16 protein-coding genes and 1 pseudogene are annotated in these 16,160 nt (G+C 63.6%); 9 read left to right on the forward strand and 8 right to left on the reverse strand.

Annotated features, from left to right (window positions below; all coding sequences use genetic code 11):
- Nucleotides 1-9 precede the first annotated feature (9 nt).
- Nucleotides 10-273, forward strand: coding sequence for a hypothetical protein (locus GWE18_RS31315; RefSeq protein ID WP_275189577.1), 264 nt, complete (start codon nucleotides 10-12; stop codon nucleotides 271-273).
- A gap of 171 nt (nucleotides 274-444) precedes the next feature.
- Here the strand turns inward: GWE18_RS31315 and GWE18_RS31320 are convergent, their stop codons facing one another.
- Complete coding sequence (locus GWE18_RS31320; RefSeq protein ID WP_275189578.1) at nucleotides 445-2,064, reverse strand: hypothetical protein; 1,620 nt, start codon at nucleotides 2,062-2,064, stop codon at nucleotides 445-447.
- A gap of 37 nt (nucleotides 2,065-2,101) precedes the next feature.
- The gene (locus tag GWE18_RS31325; RefSeq protein WP_275189579.1) at nucleotides 2,102-3,394 is read right to left on the reverse strand and encodes an adenylosuccinate synthase; all 1,293 of its coding nucleotides are present in this window, start codon (nucleotides 3,392-3,394) and stop codon (nucleotides 2,102-2,104) included.
- Between the two features lie 291 nt (nucleotides 3,395-3,685).
- On the opposite strand from GWE18_RS31325, the gene ybaK reads away from it, so the two are divergent.
- Nucleotides 3,686-4,159, forward strand: a complete 474-nt coding sequence (ybaK, locus tag GWE18_RS31330; protein ID WP_275189580.1) for a Cys-tRNA(Pro) deacylase — start codon at nucleotides 3,686-3,688, stop codon at nucleotides 4,157-4,159.
- Between the two features lie 24 nt (nucleotides 4,160-4,183).
- Here the strand turns inward: ybaK and GWE18_RS31335 are convergent, their stop codons facing one another.
- The gene (locus tag GWE18_RS31335; RefSeq protein ID WP_275189581.1) at nucleotides 4,184-4,348 is read right to left on the reverse strand and encodes a hypothetical protein; all 165 of its coding nucleotides are present in this window, start codon (nucleotides 4,346-4,348) and stop codon (nucleotides 4,184-4,186) included.
- Between the two features lie 398 nt (nucleotides 4,349-4,746).
- On the opposite strand from GWE18_RS31335, the gene GWE18_RS31340 reads away from it, so the two are divergent.
- The gene (locus GWE18_RS31340; RefSeq protein ID WP_275189595.1) at nucleotides 4,747-5,676 is read left to right on the forward strand and encodes a DMT family transporter; all 930 of its coding nucleotides are present in this window, start codon (nucleotides 4,747-4,749) and stop codon (nucleotides 5,674-5,676) included.
- 2 nt (nucleotides 5,677-5,678) lie between these two features.
- Here the strand turns inward: GWE18_RS31340 and GWE18_RS31345 are convergent, their stop codons facing one another.
- Entirely contained in the window at nucleotides 5,679-6,668 is a 990-nt protein-coding gene (locus GWE18_RS31345) for a zinc-dependent alcohol dehydrogenase family protein (RefSeq protein WP_275189582.1), read from the reverse strand.
- A 103-nt stretch (nucleotides 6,669-6,771) separates the two neighbouring features.
- Here GWE18_RS31345 and GWE18_RS31350 point away from each other — a divergent pair, with 103 nt between their 5' ends.
- The 3 genes from GWE18_RS31350 (at nucleotide 6,772) to GWE18_RS31360 (ending at nucleotide 9,853) form a co-directional block, all read left to right on the forward strand.
- Nucleotides 6,772-7,671 (forward strand): LysR family transcriptional regulator, encoded by a 900-nt coding sequence (locus GWE18_RS31350; protein WP_275189583.1) that lies wholly within the window; start codon nucleotides 6,772-6,774, stop codon nucleotides 7,669-7,671.
- A 108-nt stretch (nucleotides 7,672-7,779) separates the two neighbouring features.
- Nucleotides 7,780-8,595 (forward strand): MlaD family protein, encoded by an 816-nt coding sequence (locus GWE18_RS31355; RefSeq protein WP_275189584.1) that lies wholly within the window; start codon nucleotides 7,780-7,782, stop codon nucleotides 8,593-8,595.
- 40 nt (nucleotides 8,596-8,635) lie between these two features.
- On the forward strand, nucleotides 8,636-9,853 hold the full coding sequence (locus GWE18_RS31360; protein WP_275189585.1) for an alpha-hydroxy acid oxidase: 1,218 nt from the start codon (nucleotides 8,636-8,638) through the stop codon (nucleotides 9,851-9,853).
- A 245-nt stretch (nucleotides 9,854-10,098) separates the two neighbouring features.
- On the opposite strand, the gene GWE18_RS31365 is transcribed toward GWE18_RS31360, so the two are convergent.
- The 3 genes from GWE18_RS31365 to GWE18_RS31375 form a co-directional block, all read right to left on the reverse strand.
- Complete coding sequence (locus GWE18_RS31365; RefSeq protein ID WP_275189586.1) at nucleotides 10,099-10,680, reverse strand: amino acid synthesis family protein; 582 nt, start codon at nucleotides 10,678-10,680, stop codon at nucleotides 10,099-10,101.
- A complete protein-coding gene (locus tag GWE18_RS31370) occupies nucleotides 10,677-11,546 on the reverse strand; it encodes a fumarylacetoacetate hydrolase family protein (protein ID WP_275189587.1) in 870 nt (289 codons plus the stop codon). The genes GWE18_RS31365 and GWE18_RS31370 overlap by 4 nt, the downstream gene beginning before the upstream one ends.
- Before the next feature lie 156 nt (nucleotides 11,547-11,702).
- Complete coding sequence (locus GWE18_RS31375; protein ID WP_275189588.1) at nucleotides 11,703-12,404, reverse strand: FCD domain-containing protein; 702 nt, start codon at nucleotides 12,402-12,404, stop codon at nucleotides 11,703-11,705.
- 129 nt (nucleotides 12,405-12,533) lie between these two features.
- Here GWE18_RS31375 and GWE18_RS31380 point away from each other — a divergent pair, with 129 nt between their 5' ends.
- From GWE18_RS31380 to GWE18_RS31390, 3 genes are all read left to right on the forward strand, one after another.
- On the forward strand, nucleotides 12,534-13,529 hold the full coding sequence (locus GWE18_RS31380) for a zinc-dependent alcohol dehydrogenase family protein (RefSeq protein ID WP_275189589.1): 996 nt from the start codon (nucleotides 12,534-12,536) through the stop codon (nucleotides 13,527-13,529).
- Nucleotides 13,530-13,580: 51 nt separating this feature from the next.
- Nucleotides 13,581-14,489: a VOC family protein gene (locus tag GWE18_RS31385; protein ID WP_275189590.1), complete on the forward strand. Its 909-nt coding sequence runs from the start codon at nucleotides 13,581-13,583 to the stop codon at nucleotides 14,487-14,489.
- 66 nt (nucleotides 14,490-14,555) lie between these two features.
- Nucleotides 14,556-15,563, forward strand: a complete 1,008-nt coding sequence (locus GWE18_RS31390; RefSeq protein ID WP_275189591.1) for a tripartite tricarboxylate transporter substrate binding protein — start codon at nucleotides 14,556-14,558, stop codon at nucleotides 15,561-15,563.
- Between the two features lie 360 nt (nucleotides 15,564-15,923).
- Here the strand turns inward: GWE18_RS31390 and GWE18_RS31395 are convergent.
- Nucleotides 15,924-16,160 (reverse strand): annotated as a pseudogene (locus tag GWE18_RS31395) (IS110 family transposase); the annotation flags it as partial.

A 16,160-nucleotide genomic window follows, 5' to 3' on the forward strand; every position in this document is an offset into this window, starting at 1 on the left:
AACGCATCGATGACTTTCCACCGTACAAGCAGAATCGCACTTCTCTTCGCCATCGCCTTCGCGGCGACGGCGCTTTCCGCACGCCCGAGCCTTGCCTTCTCGGAGGCGCAGCAGATGTGCACAGGCGACGCCATGCGGCTATGCGGCCATGAAGTTCCCAACGTCCAGCGAATCACCGCCTGCATGGTCAGGCACCGCGCGCAGGTCAGTCCAGGCTGCCGTGCCGTAATGGACCGCGAGCACACCGCTCGGAGGCGGGCCGCCGCCCAGTAACCGGCCGCTTCGTTCGAAGACGAACGCGAACGGCCTCGGCAGAGCCGCGTGCAATGCTGAGGCCGCTTTTATATTGGACTCTACGCCGCGCAGCGATCAATTAGCGATCGCTTTCCTGGCTCAACGGAGATCAGCTCAAGCTTGAGGGCGCATCTGCTACGCCCTCGGTGGCTACTCCCCCCATGCCGCGAACGCGTCATTGAACGCGCGTTCGCCGGGGGCACCCTTTTCGATCGCGATGATGGCACGGCGCTGGTTGACGTAGACCAGCGGCACGTCGAACCAGGAGCGCTCCTTCAGGAGCTGCAGGTTGCGGGCGCGATCGGAATCGACGTTGGAGAGGCCGACCAGGAAGAAGCCGTCGGTAACCTTCACGGCGAGACCGGCCAGCGGCGTGCCGCGCGCCTGTTCGTTGGACTTCATCAGGATACCCGGCACGTTGCCGACGCCGCCGCCGGAGAAATCCTGCGGCAGGATGAAGGTCAATTCCGCGGTGTGGCTCGCCGGCAGCGACGAGTCGGTATTGCGGCGGAACGACATCGTCATCTTGAACTTGCGGTCGGGAATCTCGATGTCGGCGCGCACGGCAAAGTCTGGCTTCTGGTTGCCGCTCGCCTTGATCGGTTCGGTGCGCCAGATCACCGAGCCTACATATTGCTTGCCCTTGGGATCGGACGGGTCCTCGTCATACAGCACGACGCGCTGCGCCACCGGCGCGATGTTCTCGCCTGGCGACGGCTGGCCGACGCGATCGGGGATCTTCGGACGCGACTGCGGCGCGGCCGGATCCTTTGGTGCTTCCACTGCGGGGGAGGATTTGAACAGGCCGCTCACGGCCGTGACGAGCGACCTGCCCCACAGGATGCCGGCGCCGACCAGAATGAGCACGATGCCGACCGCAATCGCGCTCTTGAATGGAAACGCTGCGCCCGCGCGGGCGCGCTTCTTCGGCTCATGGTCGCGATCCTGCGCGAGCCGCGGGCGATCGCGCATCGGCGGCGGCGCGAAGCGGTCGGCCTCCTCCGCCGACTCATCATAGGAATAGGGTACCTCGGGATCGGCGCCGCGGTTTTCCATGCTCGGCTCGAGCCGGTCGAATTCCGGCGAGGGCGACGGCACGTTGGCGTAGGTCTTTCGCGCGGCGCGATTGGCCTGCGCCGCGGCGCGGCCGAGATCGTCGGCGTCGGCAGCGATGTCGCGGAAGCCGCGCATGCCTGGCGGCTGCGGCATCGGAGGCGGACCACCATTGTCGGGACCGCGGCGGGGGCCGGCCCCGCGCTCGCGGCGCGGCGGTGGCGGCAGGCCGGCATCCTGCATCGGAATTTGTGGCGGCTGCGGGCGCGGCGCGCCGGGCGGCGGCGCGTCGGGACGCAGATTGCGCGGCGGGCGTTGCTCGTCCTGGCCGAGCGGCGGACGGCCCTCGCGCGAGGGGCCTTGAGAAGGCGGACGCGGGCGCGGCGCACCGGGTGGTGCGCCCGGAGGGCCTGCGGATTCCGCCGGTCGGGCATTGGCGCGGCGGAAAGCGTCGCCGCCGCGCGCGGCACCGCCGCCGCCGGGCCGGCTTGCCTCGCGGGCGCGCTGGGCGGCTTCCGATTCGACCTTGCGCACGGCTTCTTCCAGCGACAGCCGCTCGCGGGTGATTTCGGATTCGGAGAGCGGCGGCTGAACGCTGCGCAACTGCGCGATCAGCGCGGTGCGGGCCCGCTCATAGAGCGCGCGGCGGCTCTCGCCTGGAGCATTGGGGTCCAGGCCGGCGATGGCGCGTGCGATCAGCGGGTAATAATCAGCCATTTCTCTTCAATACTGCAGGCCCTGCGGTAACATCTCGTTAAGCCTCGAACGGGTTCTGCACCAGGATAGTATCCTCGCGTTCAGGGCTGGTGGAAAGCAGTGCGATAGGACAACCCACGAGTTCCTCGACCCGGCGGACATATTTGATGGCCTGGGCCGGCAGGTCTGCCCAGGAACGGGCGTTGGCGGTCGGCTCTTTCCAGCCCTCGATGGTCTCGTAGACTGGAACCACCCGTGCCTGGGCGCCCTCGCCCGCCGGCAGATGGTCGATTTCCTTGCCGTCCAGCATATAGCCGGTGCAGACCTCGATAGTGTCGAAGCCGTCGAGAATATCGAGCTTGGTGAGCGCGAGCCCGGTGATGCCGCAGGTTCGGACGGTCTGGCGCACCAGCACCGCGTCGAACCAGCCGCAGCGGCGTGGACGGCCGGTATTGGTGCCGAACTCGCGGCCGCGTTCGCCAATCTTGCGGCCGATGTCGTTGTCCTGCTCGGTCGGGAACGGTCCCTGCCCCACGCGGGTCGTGTAGGCCTTGCAGATGCCGAGCACGTAACCGACCGAGGCCGGCCCCATGCCGGTGCCGGTCGCCGCCTGCGCCGCCACCGTGTTGGACGAGGTGACGTAAGGGTACGTGCCATGGTCAACGTCGAGCAGCGCGCCCTGCGCGCCCTCGAACAGGATGCGCTTGCCTTCGCGGCGCTTGATGTCGAGCAGCCGCCACACCGTCTCGGCGTAGGGCAACAGTTTTGGCGCCAGCGCGGTAAGCTCCTTCAGGATCCCGTCGCCGTCAATCTCCTCCAGATTGAGCCCGCGGCGCAGCGCGTTGTGATGCGCCAACAGACGGTCGATCTTGTGCGGCAGCGTGTCGAGGTCGGCGAGGTCCATCAGGCGGATGGCGCGGCGGCCGACCTTGTCCTCATAGGCTGGTCCGATGCCGCGACGCGTGGTGCCGATCGCGGTGACCACATTGGAGGATTCCCGCAAGGCGTCGAGATCGCGGTGCAGCGGCAGGATCAGCGTGACGTTCTCGGCGATGCGCAGATTGTCCGGGCTGATGGCGACGCCCTGCTCCTTCAATCTTGCAACTTCGTCGAGGAAAGCCTGGGGATCGAAGACCACGCCATTGCCGATCACGGCGAGCTTCGAGGGCCGCAGCACGCCGGACGGCAGCAGCGCGAGCTTATAGGTCTCACCGTTGATAACGAGCGTATGGCCGGCATTGTGGCCGCCTTGGAAGCGCACGACGATATCGGCCTGCTCCGACAACCAGTCGACGATCTTGCCCTTCCCCTCGTCGCCCCACTGGGCGCCGACGACGACAACATTGGCCATTTTTAAGGTTTTCCCTGCAAATCTATTGGTCCCAGCATGACCTTTCCGGAAAACCGGTATCCACTTTTCCGGATCATGCGCTAGCTTGCCCAGCCCAAATCATGGCCGGGGGCCGTTCGCATGCAAGGCAGCCCCACCGGATAAAGGAAGCGGGTGCTCTAGGCAAGCAAGAACGCAGCTTCAAGGGGGGCTTAGAACAGCTCCAACCCATTGATATCCCCGGAAAATTTGTAGCCCCCAGGGCCCGCGAGGGCGAGAAACGCATTAACATCCGGCAATGATGGAAAGGCCATGTCAAAAACCACCCGTGCAACCCAGGCGCTGGAAAAGCTTGGCGTGAAATTCGCCCTGCACGCCTACGACTACGATCCGGATGCGGCGAGCATCGGGCTGCAGGCGGCGAAAGCGCTCGGCGTTGAGCCTGCGCGCGTGCTCAAGACACTGATGGCCGAGGTCGACGGCAAGCCGGTCTGCGCCGTGGTGCCGTCGGACTGCGAGATCAGCATGAAAAAACTCGCGGGCGCGTTCGGGGCCAAGACCGCGAAGATGATGCGGCCGGCGGATGCCGAACGGCTGACCGGCTACCATGTCGGCGGCATCTCGCCGTTCGGGCAGAAGAAGCGCGTGCCGGTCGCGATCGAGGAGGCCGCCCTCGGCCATACAAGCGTGTTCCTCAATGGCGGCCAGCGCGGCTTGCAGGTCGAACTTGATCCCAACGATGCGGTGAAGGCTGTCGGCGCGATCGTACGGGCGCTCGTGGCGTGAGCGGCCTTCGCTTCGACGGGGCCCCTACTTGGTGAGTTTGGGCTGCGTCTGCGCCCATAGCATTGCCTCGATGATGGCCTGGCGCAGTTTCGGGCGCTGCTCCTCAACGCATTCGATGAACGCCAGAATCGAATTGGCGCGAACGGCAAACTGGTGACGTATTTCTATTTCGGCCTCTTCGGCCGACATCGGCTTGTCCAAGGAATGCCCCATCATCTCTAGAAATTTCGACCTCACGGGGCGGAGGAAGCTGCTGACAAGCGCAGTCGCCTGCAAACCCGTGGTCCCAACGATCGAACGAACGCCCAAAACTGAAATAACCCGGAATAACTCAGAGCAGACCCCAAAAAAACAAACCAGGGTTGGGTTACATGAAACAATCGTCCTTTGATTGCATATTCGCCTGCCCGTTGGCAACCCCAAACAATGGCCATGGAACAGGCAAGGCGGCTGCATGGTCGCGATGCATCCTGCACCATTGATGGGCGCCGCAAATCCGTGTCTGTGACGGGGGCCGGGTCATCTTCCGGCCCGGCAACGTCGGCCGGGCGGGCCGCGGCACCATGAACCCGGGCCTTATCCTTGAAATGACGGCATCCGAACAGACTTCACCCGCATCATCCGGGAACTGGCTTGCCAACCAGCCTTATCTGTTGCTCAGCATCACCGCGCTGTGCTGGGCCGGCAACGCCATCGTCGGGCGGCTGGCCGCCGGCCACATCGCGCCGGTGACCCTTTCGTTCCTGCGCTGGTCGTTCGCGTTCCTGATCATCCTGCCGTTTGCCTGGAAGCATCTTGTCCGCGACTGGCCCGCGATCCGCAGCCGCCTCGGCATCATGATCCTGCTCTCCATCACCGGCATCGGTGCGTTCAATACCTTGCAGTACTGGGCGCTCGAGTACACCCAGGCACTGAACACGCTCCTGTTGCAGTCGGCAGGCCCGCTGGTGGTCGCGGTGTGGTCGCTGCTGCTGCTCGGAGTGCGGCTGACGCTGGCGCAGGCGGCCGGCGTCATGCTGTCGATGGCCGGCGTGCTGATCATCCTGATGCATGGCGACCTCACCAAGCTGTCCGGCATCGACTTCAACATCGGCGACCTGATCTTCATCGTGGCGCTTGCGATCTTCGGGATCTACTCGGTGCTGTCGCTAAAGCGCCCTGACATCCACGGCCTGTCGTTCGTCGCCTTCACCTTCGGGGCCGGCGCAGCCTGCCTGATCCCGCTATTCATCTGGGAGTTGTTCGCGCGGCCGCTGATGCGGATCGACACCGCGAACCTGCTGACGCTCGCCTATGTCGCGCTGTTTCCCTCGACGATCGCCTATCTCTGCTACAATCGCGGCGTGCAACTGATCGGCGCCAACCGCGCCGCGCCGTTCTTCCACGTGGTGCCGGTGTTCGGAACCATCATGTCGATCGTCTTCCTCGGCGAGCACCCGCAAGCGTTCCACTTCATCGGCTTTGCGCTGGTGCTGAGCGGGGTGTTTGTGGCGTCGCGGAAGCCGAAGACGGGCTGAGGTCAAAGCGTCACGACAATCTTGCCGAACTGTTCGTTCGACTCGAGAAATCGATGCGCCTCCACGATCTGATCAAACGAAAAGGTCTTTGCGATTACCGGCTGTAGCGAACCCGACTTCAGCCCCGCGAGCACGAACGCCTTAGCGGCTTCAAGGCGCGCCGGGTCGCCGACGATCTCGTGCATGAGGTAGCCGCGCAGCGTCAGGCGCCTGCTCAGCACATTGAACAGCGGAAAAGGTGTCGGCTCCGAACTCAGGCCGCCATACTCGATGAGGACGCCGTCTGTCGACATCGCCGCCGTCAGAGGTCCAAAGATCGGGCCTCCGACCGCATCGAACACGACCCGAACGCCCGTGGGGCCGGCGATTTCCTTCAGCCGCGCTTCCAGATTCTCTTCCGCCGAAGCGATCACATGCGCGGCACCGAACCCTAGCAAGGCCCCTCTTTTACAGGACGTCCGCGTCACCGCGATCGCAGTCGCGCCGATCTGGTTGGCAATCTGAATGGCGGCAAGTCCGACACTGCTGGATGCCGCGGTAATGACCACGAAATCCTCCCGCTGCAGCGTGGCGATCTCGATCAGTGCGCCATAGGCGGTAACGGTTGGCATCCAGACCGCTGCTGCCGCCTCAAAGCTGAGCGAACGCGGGTGCTGGACAACGAGTTCGGCAGGGAAGCTCGCCAGCTCGCCATAGGCGGGCCACCGGACCATCGATAGCGAAGGCACCACGCTGACGGCATCGCCCGGCGCGAAGCTGTCGACGCCTGCACCGATCGCTTCGACGACGCCGGCTGCTTCCAAGCCAAGCCCGGAAGGTAATGTCGGCGTCTCGATATAAGAGCCGGAACGGAGCAGCACTTCGGCGCGGTTGAGGCCCAACGCCCGAACGCGGATTTGCACCTCGCCCGGGGCGGGCGGCGGCACATCGATATTCTCGATGCGCAGCACCTCGGGACCCCCATGCTGATGAAAGCGGACGACGCGAACCATTCGACAAACTCCAAAACAATTGAGCTGAATAGCTATGCCCGAGCGTCATTGGGGCAATAAATCGCTTTCCAAGCAGGACAGTCGAAACTAATAGTTTTGAATTATGGATCGTCTTTCCAGCATGGCCGTATTCGTCAAAGCCGCCGACCTCGGCTCGTTCGCGGCCGCGGCGGATGCGCTCGATCTGTCGGGGCCAATGGTCGGCAAGCACGTCCGGTTTCTCGAACAACGTCTGGGGGTTCGCCTTATCAACCGCACCACGCGCCGTCAGAGCCTGACCGAGTTCGGCCGCGCCTACTATGATCGCTGCCGATCAGTGCTCGCTGAAGCCGAGGCCGCGGACGCACTCGCGGCCGAACAACTTTCAGAACCGCGCGGCAAGCTGCGGGTCACTATGCCCGTGCTGTTTGGCCGCCGCTGCGTTGCTCCCGTGTTGTTGGAGCTGGCGGGGCGGCATCCCAAACTCGAGCTCGATCTGTCTTTCAGCGATCCTCTCGTCGACCTTTCGGACGGCGGCTTCGACCTCGCAATCCGCACTGGCACACTGGAGGACAAGGCCGGATTGATCTGCCGTCGCATCGCGCGCCAGCGCATGATTGTCTGCGCCTCGCCATCCTATCTGGCGAATCACGGAACGCCGCGCGAGATCGAGGATATCGGCACACATCAAGCGATCCTCTATGGCCGTTCCGGTCATGTGAGCCCCTGGCTGTTTGCGCGCGACGATCAGCCTCCGATACAGCTCACGCCGGTCAGCCGGTTCCGGCTCGACGATCTCGACGCCATCGCCGATGCTGCGGCTGCGGGAATGGGAGTTGCGTGGCTACCGTATTGGCTGGTTCGTGAACGAATTCAGGCAGGCGCCCTTGTCCCGTTACTGCCCAATCAAACTGGTTTCCTATACGACGGCTATGCGCTTTGGCTGCAGGCGCCTTATTTGCCTCTGAAGTTTCGTCTTGCGGTTGACGCGCTGGCGGCTGCGTTGCCGAGGCTGATGACGTGAACGGTGATCACGCCGCCCTCCACAGAAACACTGGCAGCGCATGCATCCGCGGTGACTTTATCTGCCAGATCCGTTACTCCTGAGGCGTATTTCGCTTAAGGCAACTCGATGAAAGTTCGCGCCAGCAATCTGATGATCGGCACGCTCGTCCTGGTCCTGCTCGGGGGATCGCTGGGCGGGTTTCTCGGCTACCAGAAGTTCGTCAGCGCCAAGCAGAAGGTGCAGTTCCGCGTGATCTTCGAGGGCTCGGCTTCCGGCCTGCGCAAGGGCGGCAGCGTGAACTTCGCCGGCATCCGCGTCGGCGAAGTGGTGTCGCTGAAGCTCGACCATCCGCGCCGCGTCGTAGCCCTCGCCATGATCGACGGCAACACGCCGGTGAAGGGCGATACCCAGGTCGGCCTCGAATTTCAGGGGCTGACGGGCATTGCGGCAATCTCGTTCACCGGCGGATCGGACGAGGCGCCGACGCCGCCAAAAGGCGCGGACGGTATTCCAGAGCTGACCGCCGATCCGGAAGGGATGCTCAACACCCAGGAAAAGATCCGTGCAGCGCTGCGCAACGTCGACCGGGTGATCGCCGACAATGAGGTGGCGATCAAGGATACCTTAAGGAATTTCGAGACGTTCACGGCCTCGCTGTCCGGCAATGGCGAGAAGATCACCAGCATCATCTCGACCGCCGAAAACGGCGTCAACGCCGTCGACGGCGCGCTGGCCAGGACCGAGGACTTCCTCGGCAGCCTCGCCAGCGACAAATATGGCGGCGAATTGCTGCCGACCGTGATCTCGATGCGCGAGCTGATCGAAAGCTTCGACAAGAAATCCGGGCAGTTGATCGCCGAGACGCGAAAAATGCTCGGCGAGGTCAGCGCATCCGTCAACAAGGCCGGCCAGAAATTTGGCGGCCCGCCTCCCCGGCGGTAGGCTGCTTCCGCACAATAACCAAAAAGGTGGAACGCCCGACGTGCTCGACAAATCCGCAAGCGTGACTGCGCCGCCCGCGACCGTGACCCGCACCGAGAGCGCGGTGCCGCGGGCTTTGCAAAAATATCTGTCGCTCGACGATTTCGAGCCTGTGGCGCGGCGCCGGATTCCAAAATTCCTCTACGGCTACATCTCCGGCGGCGCCGAGACCGACGCGGCCGTGCGCGACAACCGCAAAGCCTTCGACGATTACGGCTTTGTGCCGCGCGTGCTCAACGACGTCTCCGGCCGCGACCAGACGGCGACGCTGTTCGGCAAGACCTACGCCTCGCCGTTCGGCATTCCGCCGATGGGCTCTTCCGCGCTGTGCGCCTATCGCGGCGACATCGTGCTGGCGCAGGCGGCCAGGTCTGAGAATGTGCCGATGATCCTCAGCGCCTCGTCGCTGATCACGCTGGAGGATGTGCGCGCCGCCAATCAGGCGGCGTGGTATCAGGCCTATCTCGCAGGCCTGCCCGAGCGGATCGAGCCGTTGGTCGATCGGGTGGCGGCGGCCGGCTACGACACCTTCGTCATCACCGCCGACGTGCCGGTGCCGCCGAACCGCGAGAACAACATCCGCAACGGCTTTCAGGTGCCGCTTGCGATCACGCCGCGCGTTGCCTGGGACACGGTCACTCATCCGCACTGGCTGTTCGGCACCTGGGCGCGCACCGTGATGAATTTCGGCATGCCGCATTTCGAGAACATGGATGCCAAGCGTGGCCCGCCGGTGCTGGCGAAAAACCTGATGCGCAACATCGGCGCCCGCGACCAGCTCGCCTGGAAGCACGTCGAACTGATCCGAAGGAAGTGGAAGGGCAAGCTCGTGATCAAGGGCCTGGTGTCGCCGGCGGATGCACGCATCGCGCGCGAGAGTGGCGTCGATGGCGTGATGCTGTCCAACCATGGCGGCCGGCAGCTCGACTACACGGTGTCGGGCCTGCGCACGCTGCCGGAGATCGCAGCCGAGGCCAAAGGCATGACTGTCATGGTCGACGGCGGCATCCGCCGCGGCACCGACGTGATCAAGGCGCTCGCGCTCGGCGCGCATTTCGTCTGGGTCGGCCGCCCCTTCCTCTATGCGGCGATCGCCGGCGGCGAAGCCGGCGTGCAGCGCGCGATCACGCTCTTGAAAGCCGAGATCGACCGCGATCTTGCATTGCTCGGCATCCGCAAGCTCAGCGAGATCACGCCGGATCTGGTAAGGAAGTTCTAGAGCATGATGATTTTTGGTTAGATCGATTTGGCCGCAGACGCGCTTCACCTCTCCCGCTTGCGGGGGGTCGAGACGAGCGAAGCTCGCTCTTAGGTCGGCGCGAAGCGCCGGGTGGGGGGCTCTCTCCACTCGGGCAGTGTAGCCCGCGGAGACACCCCCACCCCAGCCCTCCCCCGCAAGCGGGAGAGGGAGCGCACCTTCTTCGTGGTCGCAATCAAACCCAATTTCATCGTGCTTTGGAAGGCTCACCTCTGACCGTCGTGCACTGAAATCGCGTCCACCGATAGCCCGCCGATGCGCGCGTGTGTTCGCCCGCCGGTCGCCATCACCAGTCCGAACACGATCTCATCGCGCCGCGGCGCGTCCCAGATCGTCATCTCGGCGGTGCCGAAATGGCTGCGGACATACGCCGCCTCGATGTGGCCGAGCGGCACCATCAGCCGCGTTCCAAGCGTGCCGACGGTCTTGGCCGCGGGAACGATAGCCTTGGCCTGCGCGATCACTTCGCGGATCGCAGCACCACCGGCCTCGTGCCAGACCGCGCCGTGCTCGAGTTCACCGTCACTGCCGACGATTGCGCCTTTGCCATAGGCTTCGATGGCATCCTTGCCGCCCAGTCGCTCGCATAGCGTTCTCGCCAGTTGCCGGCCGAGATCGCGCAAATCAGCCTGAAACGGCATCAGGTCCGGCTCAAAGCGCCCGGCATAGGGATTATTGATCACGGCAAGCGCGGTGCCGATCAATAGCGGCTGCGTCCGGCGCGGCCCGCGTTCGTGCCAGATTCCCTCGATCGAAACCTGTGTCTTGCGGATATCGTAAGCCGTCACGACTGCGCGCTCTCGTCAACGACGGGGTTACGCAACACGCCGATCTTCTCCACCTCGACTTCGACGACGTCGCCCGGCACCAGGAAAATCGGCGGCTTGCGTGTGAAGCCGACGCCGGCCGGCGTGCCGGTGGCGATGACGTCGCCCGGCATCAGATCGAAAATCTCGGAGGCGTAGTTGATCAGCCGCGGAATCGAAAAGATCAGGAAGGACGTATCCGATTTCTGAACGACGTTGCCGTTGACGCGGGTCTCGAGCTTCAGTTTCGTCGGATCCGGCAACTCATCCGTCGTCACCATCCAGGGCCCGAACGGTCCCGTGCCGACGAAATTCTTGCCGGCCGCGATCTGCTGGGCGTGCCTCTGATAATCGCGCACGCTGACGTCATTGTAGATCGAGTAACCGGCGACGTGCTGCATGGCATCGGCTTCGGAAATATGGCGACCTGGCTTGCCGATGATCACGGCAAGTTCACCCTCCCAATCCAGATTTGTCGAGACCTTGGGCCGGATGACCGGCGCGTTGTGGCCGACTTGCGAGCGCCAGACCCGCAGGAAGATCGGCGGAAACGCCGTGATCTCCCGCTGCATACCGAAGGCGACGGCTTCCTGGTGATGGTCGAGATAGTTGCGCACGGCGCAAACAATCTTCTCAGGACGGGGAATGACCGGAAGATAGTTGATATCCGCCAGCTTCAGATCCGGCTTGTGGCCGGCCACGATGCTGTTCCGCTTTTCGAAATCGGGGCTTGCGATGAAGTCCTGCAGCGTGGCGTGGGACAGCTTGCTGCCGAGGTCGACCACGCCATCGCCGACGATCGCTCCCCAGCTCTCCCTGCCGTTGTTCAGAAATGAAAGCAGCCGCATGCGATCTGTATCCTTCTCGTTGGCGCCTTCTGGGTTTAGATTTCGCTTAAACCTACTATTTTCGAAAATCTGGCAGAACGCAACAAAATTCGCGCATGGACGGCATCCGTCGAGTTCTCCTAGCGAGGAGGGCCGCCGCCAGCCGCCCGCTGGCAATCAGCCGGCGCTGATCACGCCGGCGGCGTATTTTGCGACGTTGTCGGACGTGGTCTGGATATGGCTGGCGATCAGGGCGCACGCCTGATCGGCATTGCGGCCGATCCCGGCCTGCATCAATGCCCGGTGTTCGCCGGCCTTGTCGCGAGGCCGCGGGCGGTACAATGCCGACAAATTCCGGTAGCGCTCGGCACGATCGAACAGCGAATTACGCACGGCAAGCAGTGTCGGCGACCCGGATGCCGAGACCAGCGCCTCATGGAACTGGCGATGCGCCGACTTCCATTCGGCGTTGCCGGCATAGTCTTCCGGTGCCCGCTCCTCGATCTTGGCGAGCCGGTGCAGGCACGAAATAACCCTTATTTCCCAGTCATCGTCGCCGCGCTCGATGGACCGCCTGATCAGATCGACCTCGATCAGGATGCGGGCGTGGGTCAGGTCGTGCAGGTCTTCGAGCGTCACCGGCGCGACCTTGTAGCCCCGCTGCTCCTCGGCGACGACAAGCCCTTCCGCCACCAGCAACGTCAGAGCTTCGCGCAGCGTCGAGAAGCTGGCGCCGAACGACAGGCGCAACGCATCGAACTTCAGCGATTCGTTCGGCTTGAGCTGGCAGGTGACGATCTCGTTTCGCAGCCGGTGCGCGATGTCGGAAGCGAGTGTCTTGCCGAATTCCTTGCGCGCCTTGAGGGCAGTCGTTGTCATTGATTCTCTCGTGACCCCGAAGGCCGCGATCCTAGCCCAAAAGAAACCCGTTGCAATAATTTTCGCAATGAGCAATATTTTCGAAAATAGAGAATTTGGGAGGGCCGCTCGGATGAAGGCGCTATTCGGATGAAGGCTGTACTGGTGCATCGCCCTGGAGGCCCTGAGGCGCTCGACTACACCGAGGTGCCGATGCCGGCACTGGGCGGGCAGGACGTTCTAATCCGGGCCAGGGCCTTCGGCGTCGGCCAGCCCGACAAGCTGATCCGCAGCGGCGTCTACAAATGGATGCCGCCGTTGCCGGCCAACCCCGGAAACGATGTGGCCGGGATCATTGAAGCCGTCGGCCCAGAGGTGAGCGGGCTTTCTGTCGGCCAGAGGGTGCTGTTGAGCGCGCGCGACCTTGCCCAGCGCGGCGGCTGCTACGCCGAGTATGTAGCAGCGCCTGCGGACGCCGTGCACGTCCTGCCCGAGAATGTCGCGTTCGAGGACGCCGTCTCCGTGCCGAACTATCAGGTCGCCTGGGCGCTGCTGCACAATTGCGGGTCCGCTACGCCGCCCTACTCCGCCCTCATCATCGGCGCGGCCGGCGGCGTCGGAACGTCGCTGGTTCAACTCGCGAAAATCGCCGGGATGAAGGTGATCGGTACCGTCTCTACGCCTGAGAAAGCCGCCTTCGCGCGAAAAATGGGCGCGGATGAGATCATCTTCTATCGCGACGAGGACGTGGTGGTCCGCACCCGCGCGCTGACGGGCGGACGTGGCGTCAGCCTCGTGCTCGATCATGTCTGCGGCCCGGAATTCTATTCCTATCTCGGCGCGCTCGACAAATGGGGCACCATCGTCTCCTACAATGCATTTGCCGGCCTGCCGACCGAAAACCTGATGGGCGAGATGCGGAAATATCTCGATATCTGCCCGGCGATCCGCTGCTTTTCCTTTCACATCTATGATCACGACCGCGAAGGCCGGCGCGAGATCATGCGGAGGATGATCGGCTACCTCGCCGACGGCGCCATCCGGCCGGCGATCTTCAAGCGCTTCAAGCTCGCAGAAGTTCGCGCCGCGCATGAACTGCTCGATTCCGGCGCGGCGTTCGGGAAGATCGTGATGACTCCGGAGTGAGCCGGGCGCCCGCACAGTCCAAATGGTTGCCTGAATTCAAGAGGTCACGAGATGATCAAGGTCAAGCGGCTACGACACGTCACCTTCACAAGCGCTGACGTCGAAGCGCAAGTCGACTACTATCAATCCGTCATCGGGCTCGCCGTGATCGGACGGGACGCCCGCCGGGTTTTTCTCGGCACCGAGTCCGATGAACTCACGCTGGTTCTCGAGCAGGGCGCAGCCTCTCATTTGACCACCATCGCCTATGAGGTTGCACCCCACCTCGATCTGGCTGACCTGCAGAAGCCGCTGGCAAGCCTCGACATCAAGTCGGAAATCAGGAGCGACACGGCGCCTGGAATTGCGAAGGCGCTGGTTTTCAACGATCGGGACGGGCTTCAGGTCGAGCTGTTCTCCAGATGGGAGTTCTGCAAGCCCGTTGAGCCGATCCGCGGCCTGGCCGTCGCCAAGCTCGGTCACGTCGCGCTCTACACGCCCGATCCCGAGCGGGCTGCCAAATTCTACGGCGACGTTCTCGGCTTCCGCGTATCGGACCGGATCGAAGAAAATTTCGTCTTTATGCGCTGCGGCCCCGAGCATCACGCGATGAACTTTGCGCGCGGCACTGAGGCCCGCCTGCATCATCTGGCGTTCGAACTGCGCGACGCCTCGCACATGCATCAGGCCTGCGACCTCCTGGGACGCAAGGGATTCCAGATCCTCTGGGGGCCGGTGCGACATGGCCCCGGCCACAACGTGGCGCTCTACCACCACAATCCCGATCGCTACCTGATCGAGCTCTATTACAGCATGGACCTGATGCTCGACGAAGAGCTCGGCTATTTCGAGCCGCGTCCCTGGCATCATGATCGTCCGCAGCGGCCGAAGACGTGGGTGGGATTGCCGCGCGACGTCTGGGGCGTCGGCCCGGCCAAGGAGGCCCACGAGTTTTCTCCGGCAATGCGCGGCGCAAAGTAGCTGCGCAGCGCCCACGAACAGCCGAACGGCTGACGTCAAAACAACAAAACACCAGGGATGAAACAAATGGCTCGATCGTTGGATGCACTGCGTGGACGGTGGCGTGCCCTGCGTGGCGTAGCAGCCGTTACCATCAGCCTGATATGTCTTGCGCCCTCCCTTGCCACCGCGCAGGCCTATCCGAACAGGCCGATCCGGCTGCTGCACGGCTTTGCGGCGGGCGGCGCCGCCGACACCATGGCACGCATCGTCTCGGATCGGCTTTCCAAGCGGCTGGGACAGCCGGTGCTGGTGGAAGCCAAACCGGGCGCCGGCGGCAATCTCGCGGCGGACGCCGTCGCCAAATCCGCGCCGGACGGTTACACGATCGGCCTCGTCACGGGCGCGCACGCGATTTCGGGTGCACTCTACAAGCAGCTCGCCTATAGCCCCACCGACAGTTTCGATATGCTGTCGACGATGGTGTATTACGCGCTGGTGATCGCGGTTCGCGCCGACCATAAGGCGAAGACGCTGGCGGACCTGATTGCGATGGCGAAAGCGAAGCCCGATGACCTGAGCTACGGCTCGGTCGGTTTCGGCAGCACGCACCACCTCGCCGGCGAGCTGTTGAACATCACCGCCGGGACGAAGATGGTGCACGTCCCCTATCGCGGTGACTCACTGACCGTCACCTCCCTGCTCGCCGGAGACGTTCCCGTGATCGTCGGAACAACCGTGCTGCTCGCCGGCCAGATCGAAAGCGGCGCCATTCGTGGTCTTGCGGTCACCTCGCCAGCACGCACCAAGCTGCTGCCGAACGTGCCGTCCGCGCAGGAGGCCGGCGTCAAGGGTTTCGACGTGCGGACCTGGGCCGGATTGCTGGTCCCCAAGGGCACTCCGCCCGATATCGTGAAGCGGCTGAACGCGGAGATCCAGTCGATGCTGGCCGATCCCGCCACGAAGACAGCGCTTGAAACCGCGACCGGCGGCGAGGCACGAAGCAGCACGCCGGAGGAGATGCGATCGCTGATATCAGCAGAAATCGACAGGTGGTCGAAGGTCATCAACGACGCCGGCATTCCGCGCATTTGAGCGGCTTACGAGGTGCCGTAGCCCGGATGGCGCGCAGCGTAATCCAGGAAAGCTTGACCGCTGTGAGACTGTCCCGGATTTCGCTTCGCTCCATCCGGGCTTCTGTAACGGGCCTCGATTAGTCAATCCCTTTTGCGTCATCCGCTCGCCGGAAACCTGCTTCTGTACGGGATCGGCGCAAGGCCGTCGCCTGATGGGGTTCGTAAGAGGATAGGTCGGCCAATCTACGGAAAGCGTGATCATATCGCTCGATATGTCGACAACCCGGATGTCGGCCTGACCTGATCCATCGTCCCGGCGAAGGGACTTCGCTTCGGGAAGGCTGGTGTCGTGACCCGCCCGAAACCTTGTTGTTCCTCCTTAAGCCGTTGCAGCGGTTGCCTTGGCGAGCGGATTGAAGGGCACGCTGTCCTTGAGCATGCGATGCATGATCACGGCGAGCTTGCGCGCCAGCGCAACTTTGGCCTTGTTCATGCCAGCACGCTTGGCGATCCGCATCGCCCAGCTCTTAAGCTGCGAGCACCCCTTGACCGGCTTCGTCAGCATGATGTGAGCGGCCTGGTAGAGCGCCTCGCGTACGGAGGCGTCGCCGATCTT

The organism is Bradyrhizobium sp. CSA112 (assembly GCF_029051645.1).
Lineage (GTDB): Bacteria > Pseudomonadota > Alphaproteobacteria > Rhizobiales > Xanthobacteraceae > Bradyrhizobium.

Coding starts and splice junctions, on each gene's coding strand:
- GWE18_RS31315 (WP_275189577.1), top strand. CDS start 10: ATGACTTTCCACCGTACAAGCAGAATCGCACTTCTCTTCGCCATCGCC.
- GWE18_RS31320 (WP_275189578.1), bottom strand. CDS start 2,064: ATGGCTGATTATTACCCGCTGATCGCACGCGCCATCGCCGGCCTGGAC.
- GWE18_RS31325 (WP_275189579.1), bottom strand. CDS start 3,394: ATGGCCAATGTTGTCGTCGTCGGCGCCCAGTGGGGCGACGAGGGGAAG.
- ybaK (WP_275189580.1), top strand. CDS start 3,686: ATGTCAAAAACCACCCGTGCAACCCAGGCGCTGGAAAAGCTTGGCGTG.
- GWE18_RS31335 (WP_275189581.1), bottom strand. CDS start 4,348: ATGTCGGCCGAAGAGGCCGAAATAGAAATACGTCACCAGTTTGCCGTT.
- GWE18_RS31340 (WP_275189595.1), top strand. CDS start 4,747: ATGACGGCATCCGAACAGACTTCACCCGCATCATCCGGGAACTGGCTT.
- GWE18_RS31345 (WP_275189582.1), bottom strand. CDS start 6,668: ATGGTTCGCGTCGTCCGCTTTCATCAGCATGGGGGTCCCGAGGTGCTG.
- GWE18_RS31350 (WP_275189583.1), top strand. CDS start 6,772: ATGGATCGTCTTTCCAGCATGGCCGTATTCGTCAAAGCCGCCGACCTC.
- GWE18_RS31355 (WP_275189584.1), top strand. CDS start 7,780: ATGAAAGTTCGCGCCAGCAATCTGATGATCGGCACGCTCGTCCTGGTC.
- GWE18_RS31370 (WP_275189587.1), bottom strand. CDS start 11,546: ATGCGGCTGCTTTCATTTCTGAACAACGGCAGGGAGAGCTGGGGAGCG.
- GWE18_RS31375 (WP_275189588.1), bottom strand. CDS start 12,404: ATGACAACGACTGCCCTCAAGGCGCGCAAGGAATTCGGCAAGACACTC.
- GWE18_RS31380 (WP_275189589.1), top strand. CDS start 12,534: ATGAAGGCTGTACTGGTGCATCGCCCTGGAGGCCCTGAGGCGCTCGAC.
- GWE18_RS31385 (WP_275189590.1), top strand. CDS start 13,581: ATGATCAAGGTCAAGCGGCTACGACACGTCACCTTCACAAGCGCTGAC.
- GWE18_RS31390 (WP_275189591.1), top strand. CDS start 14,556: ATGGCTCGATCGTTGGATGCACTGCGTGGACGGTGGCGTGCCCTGCGT.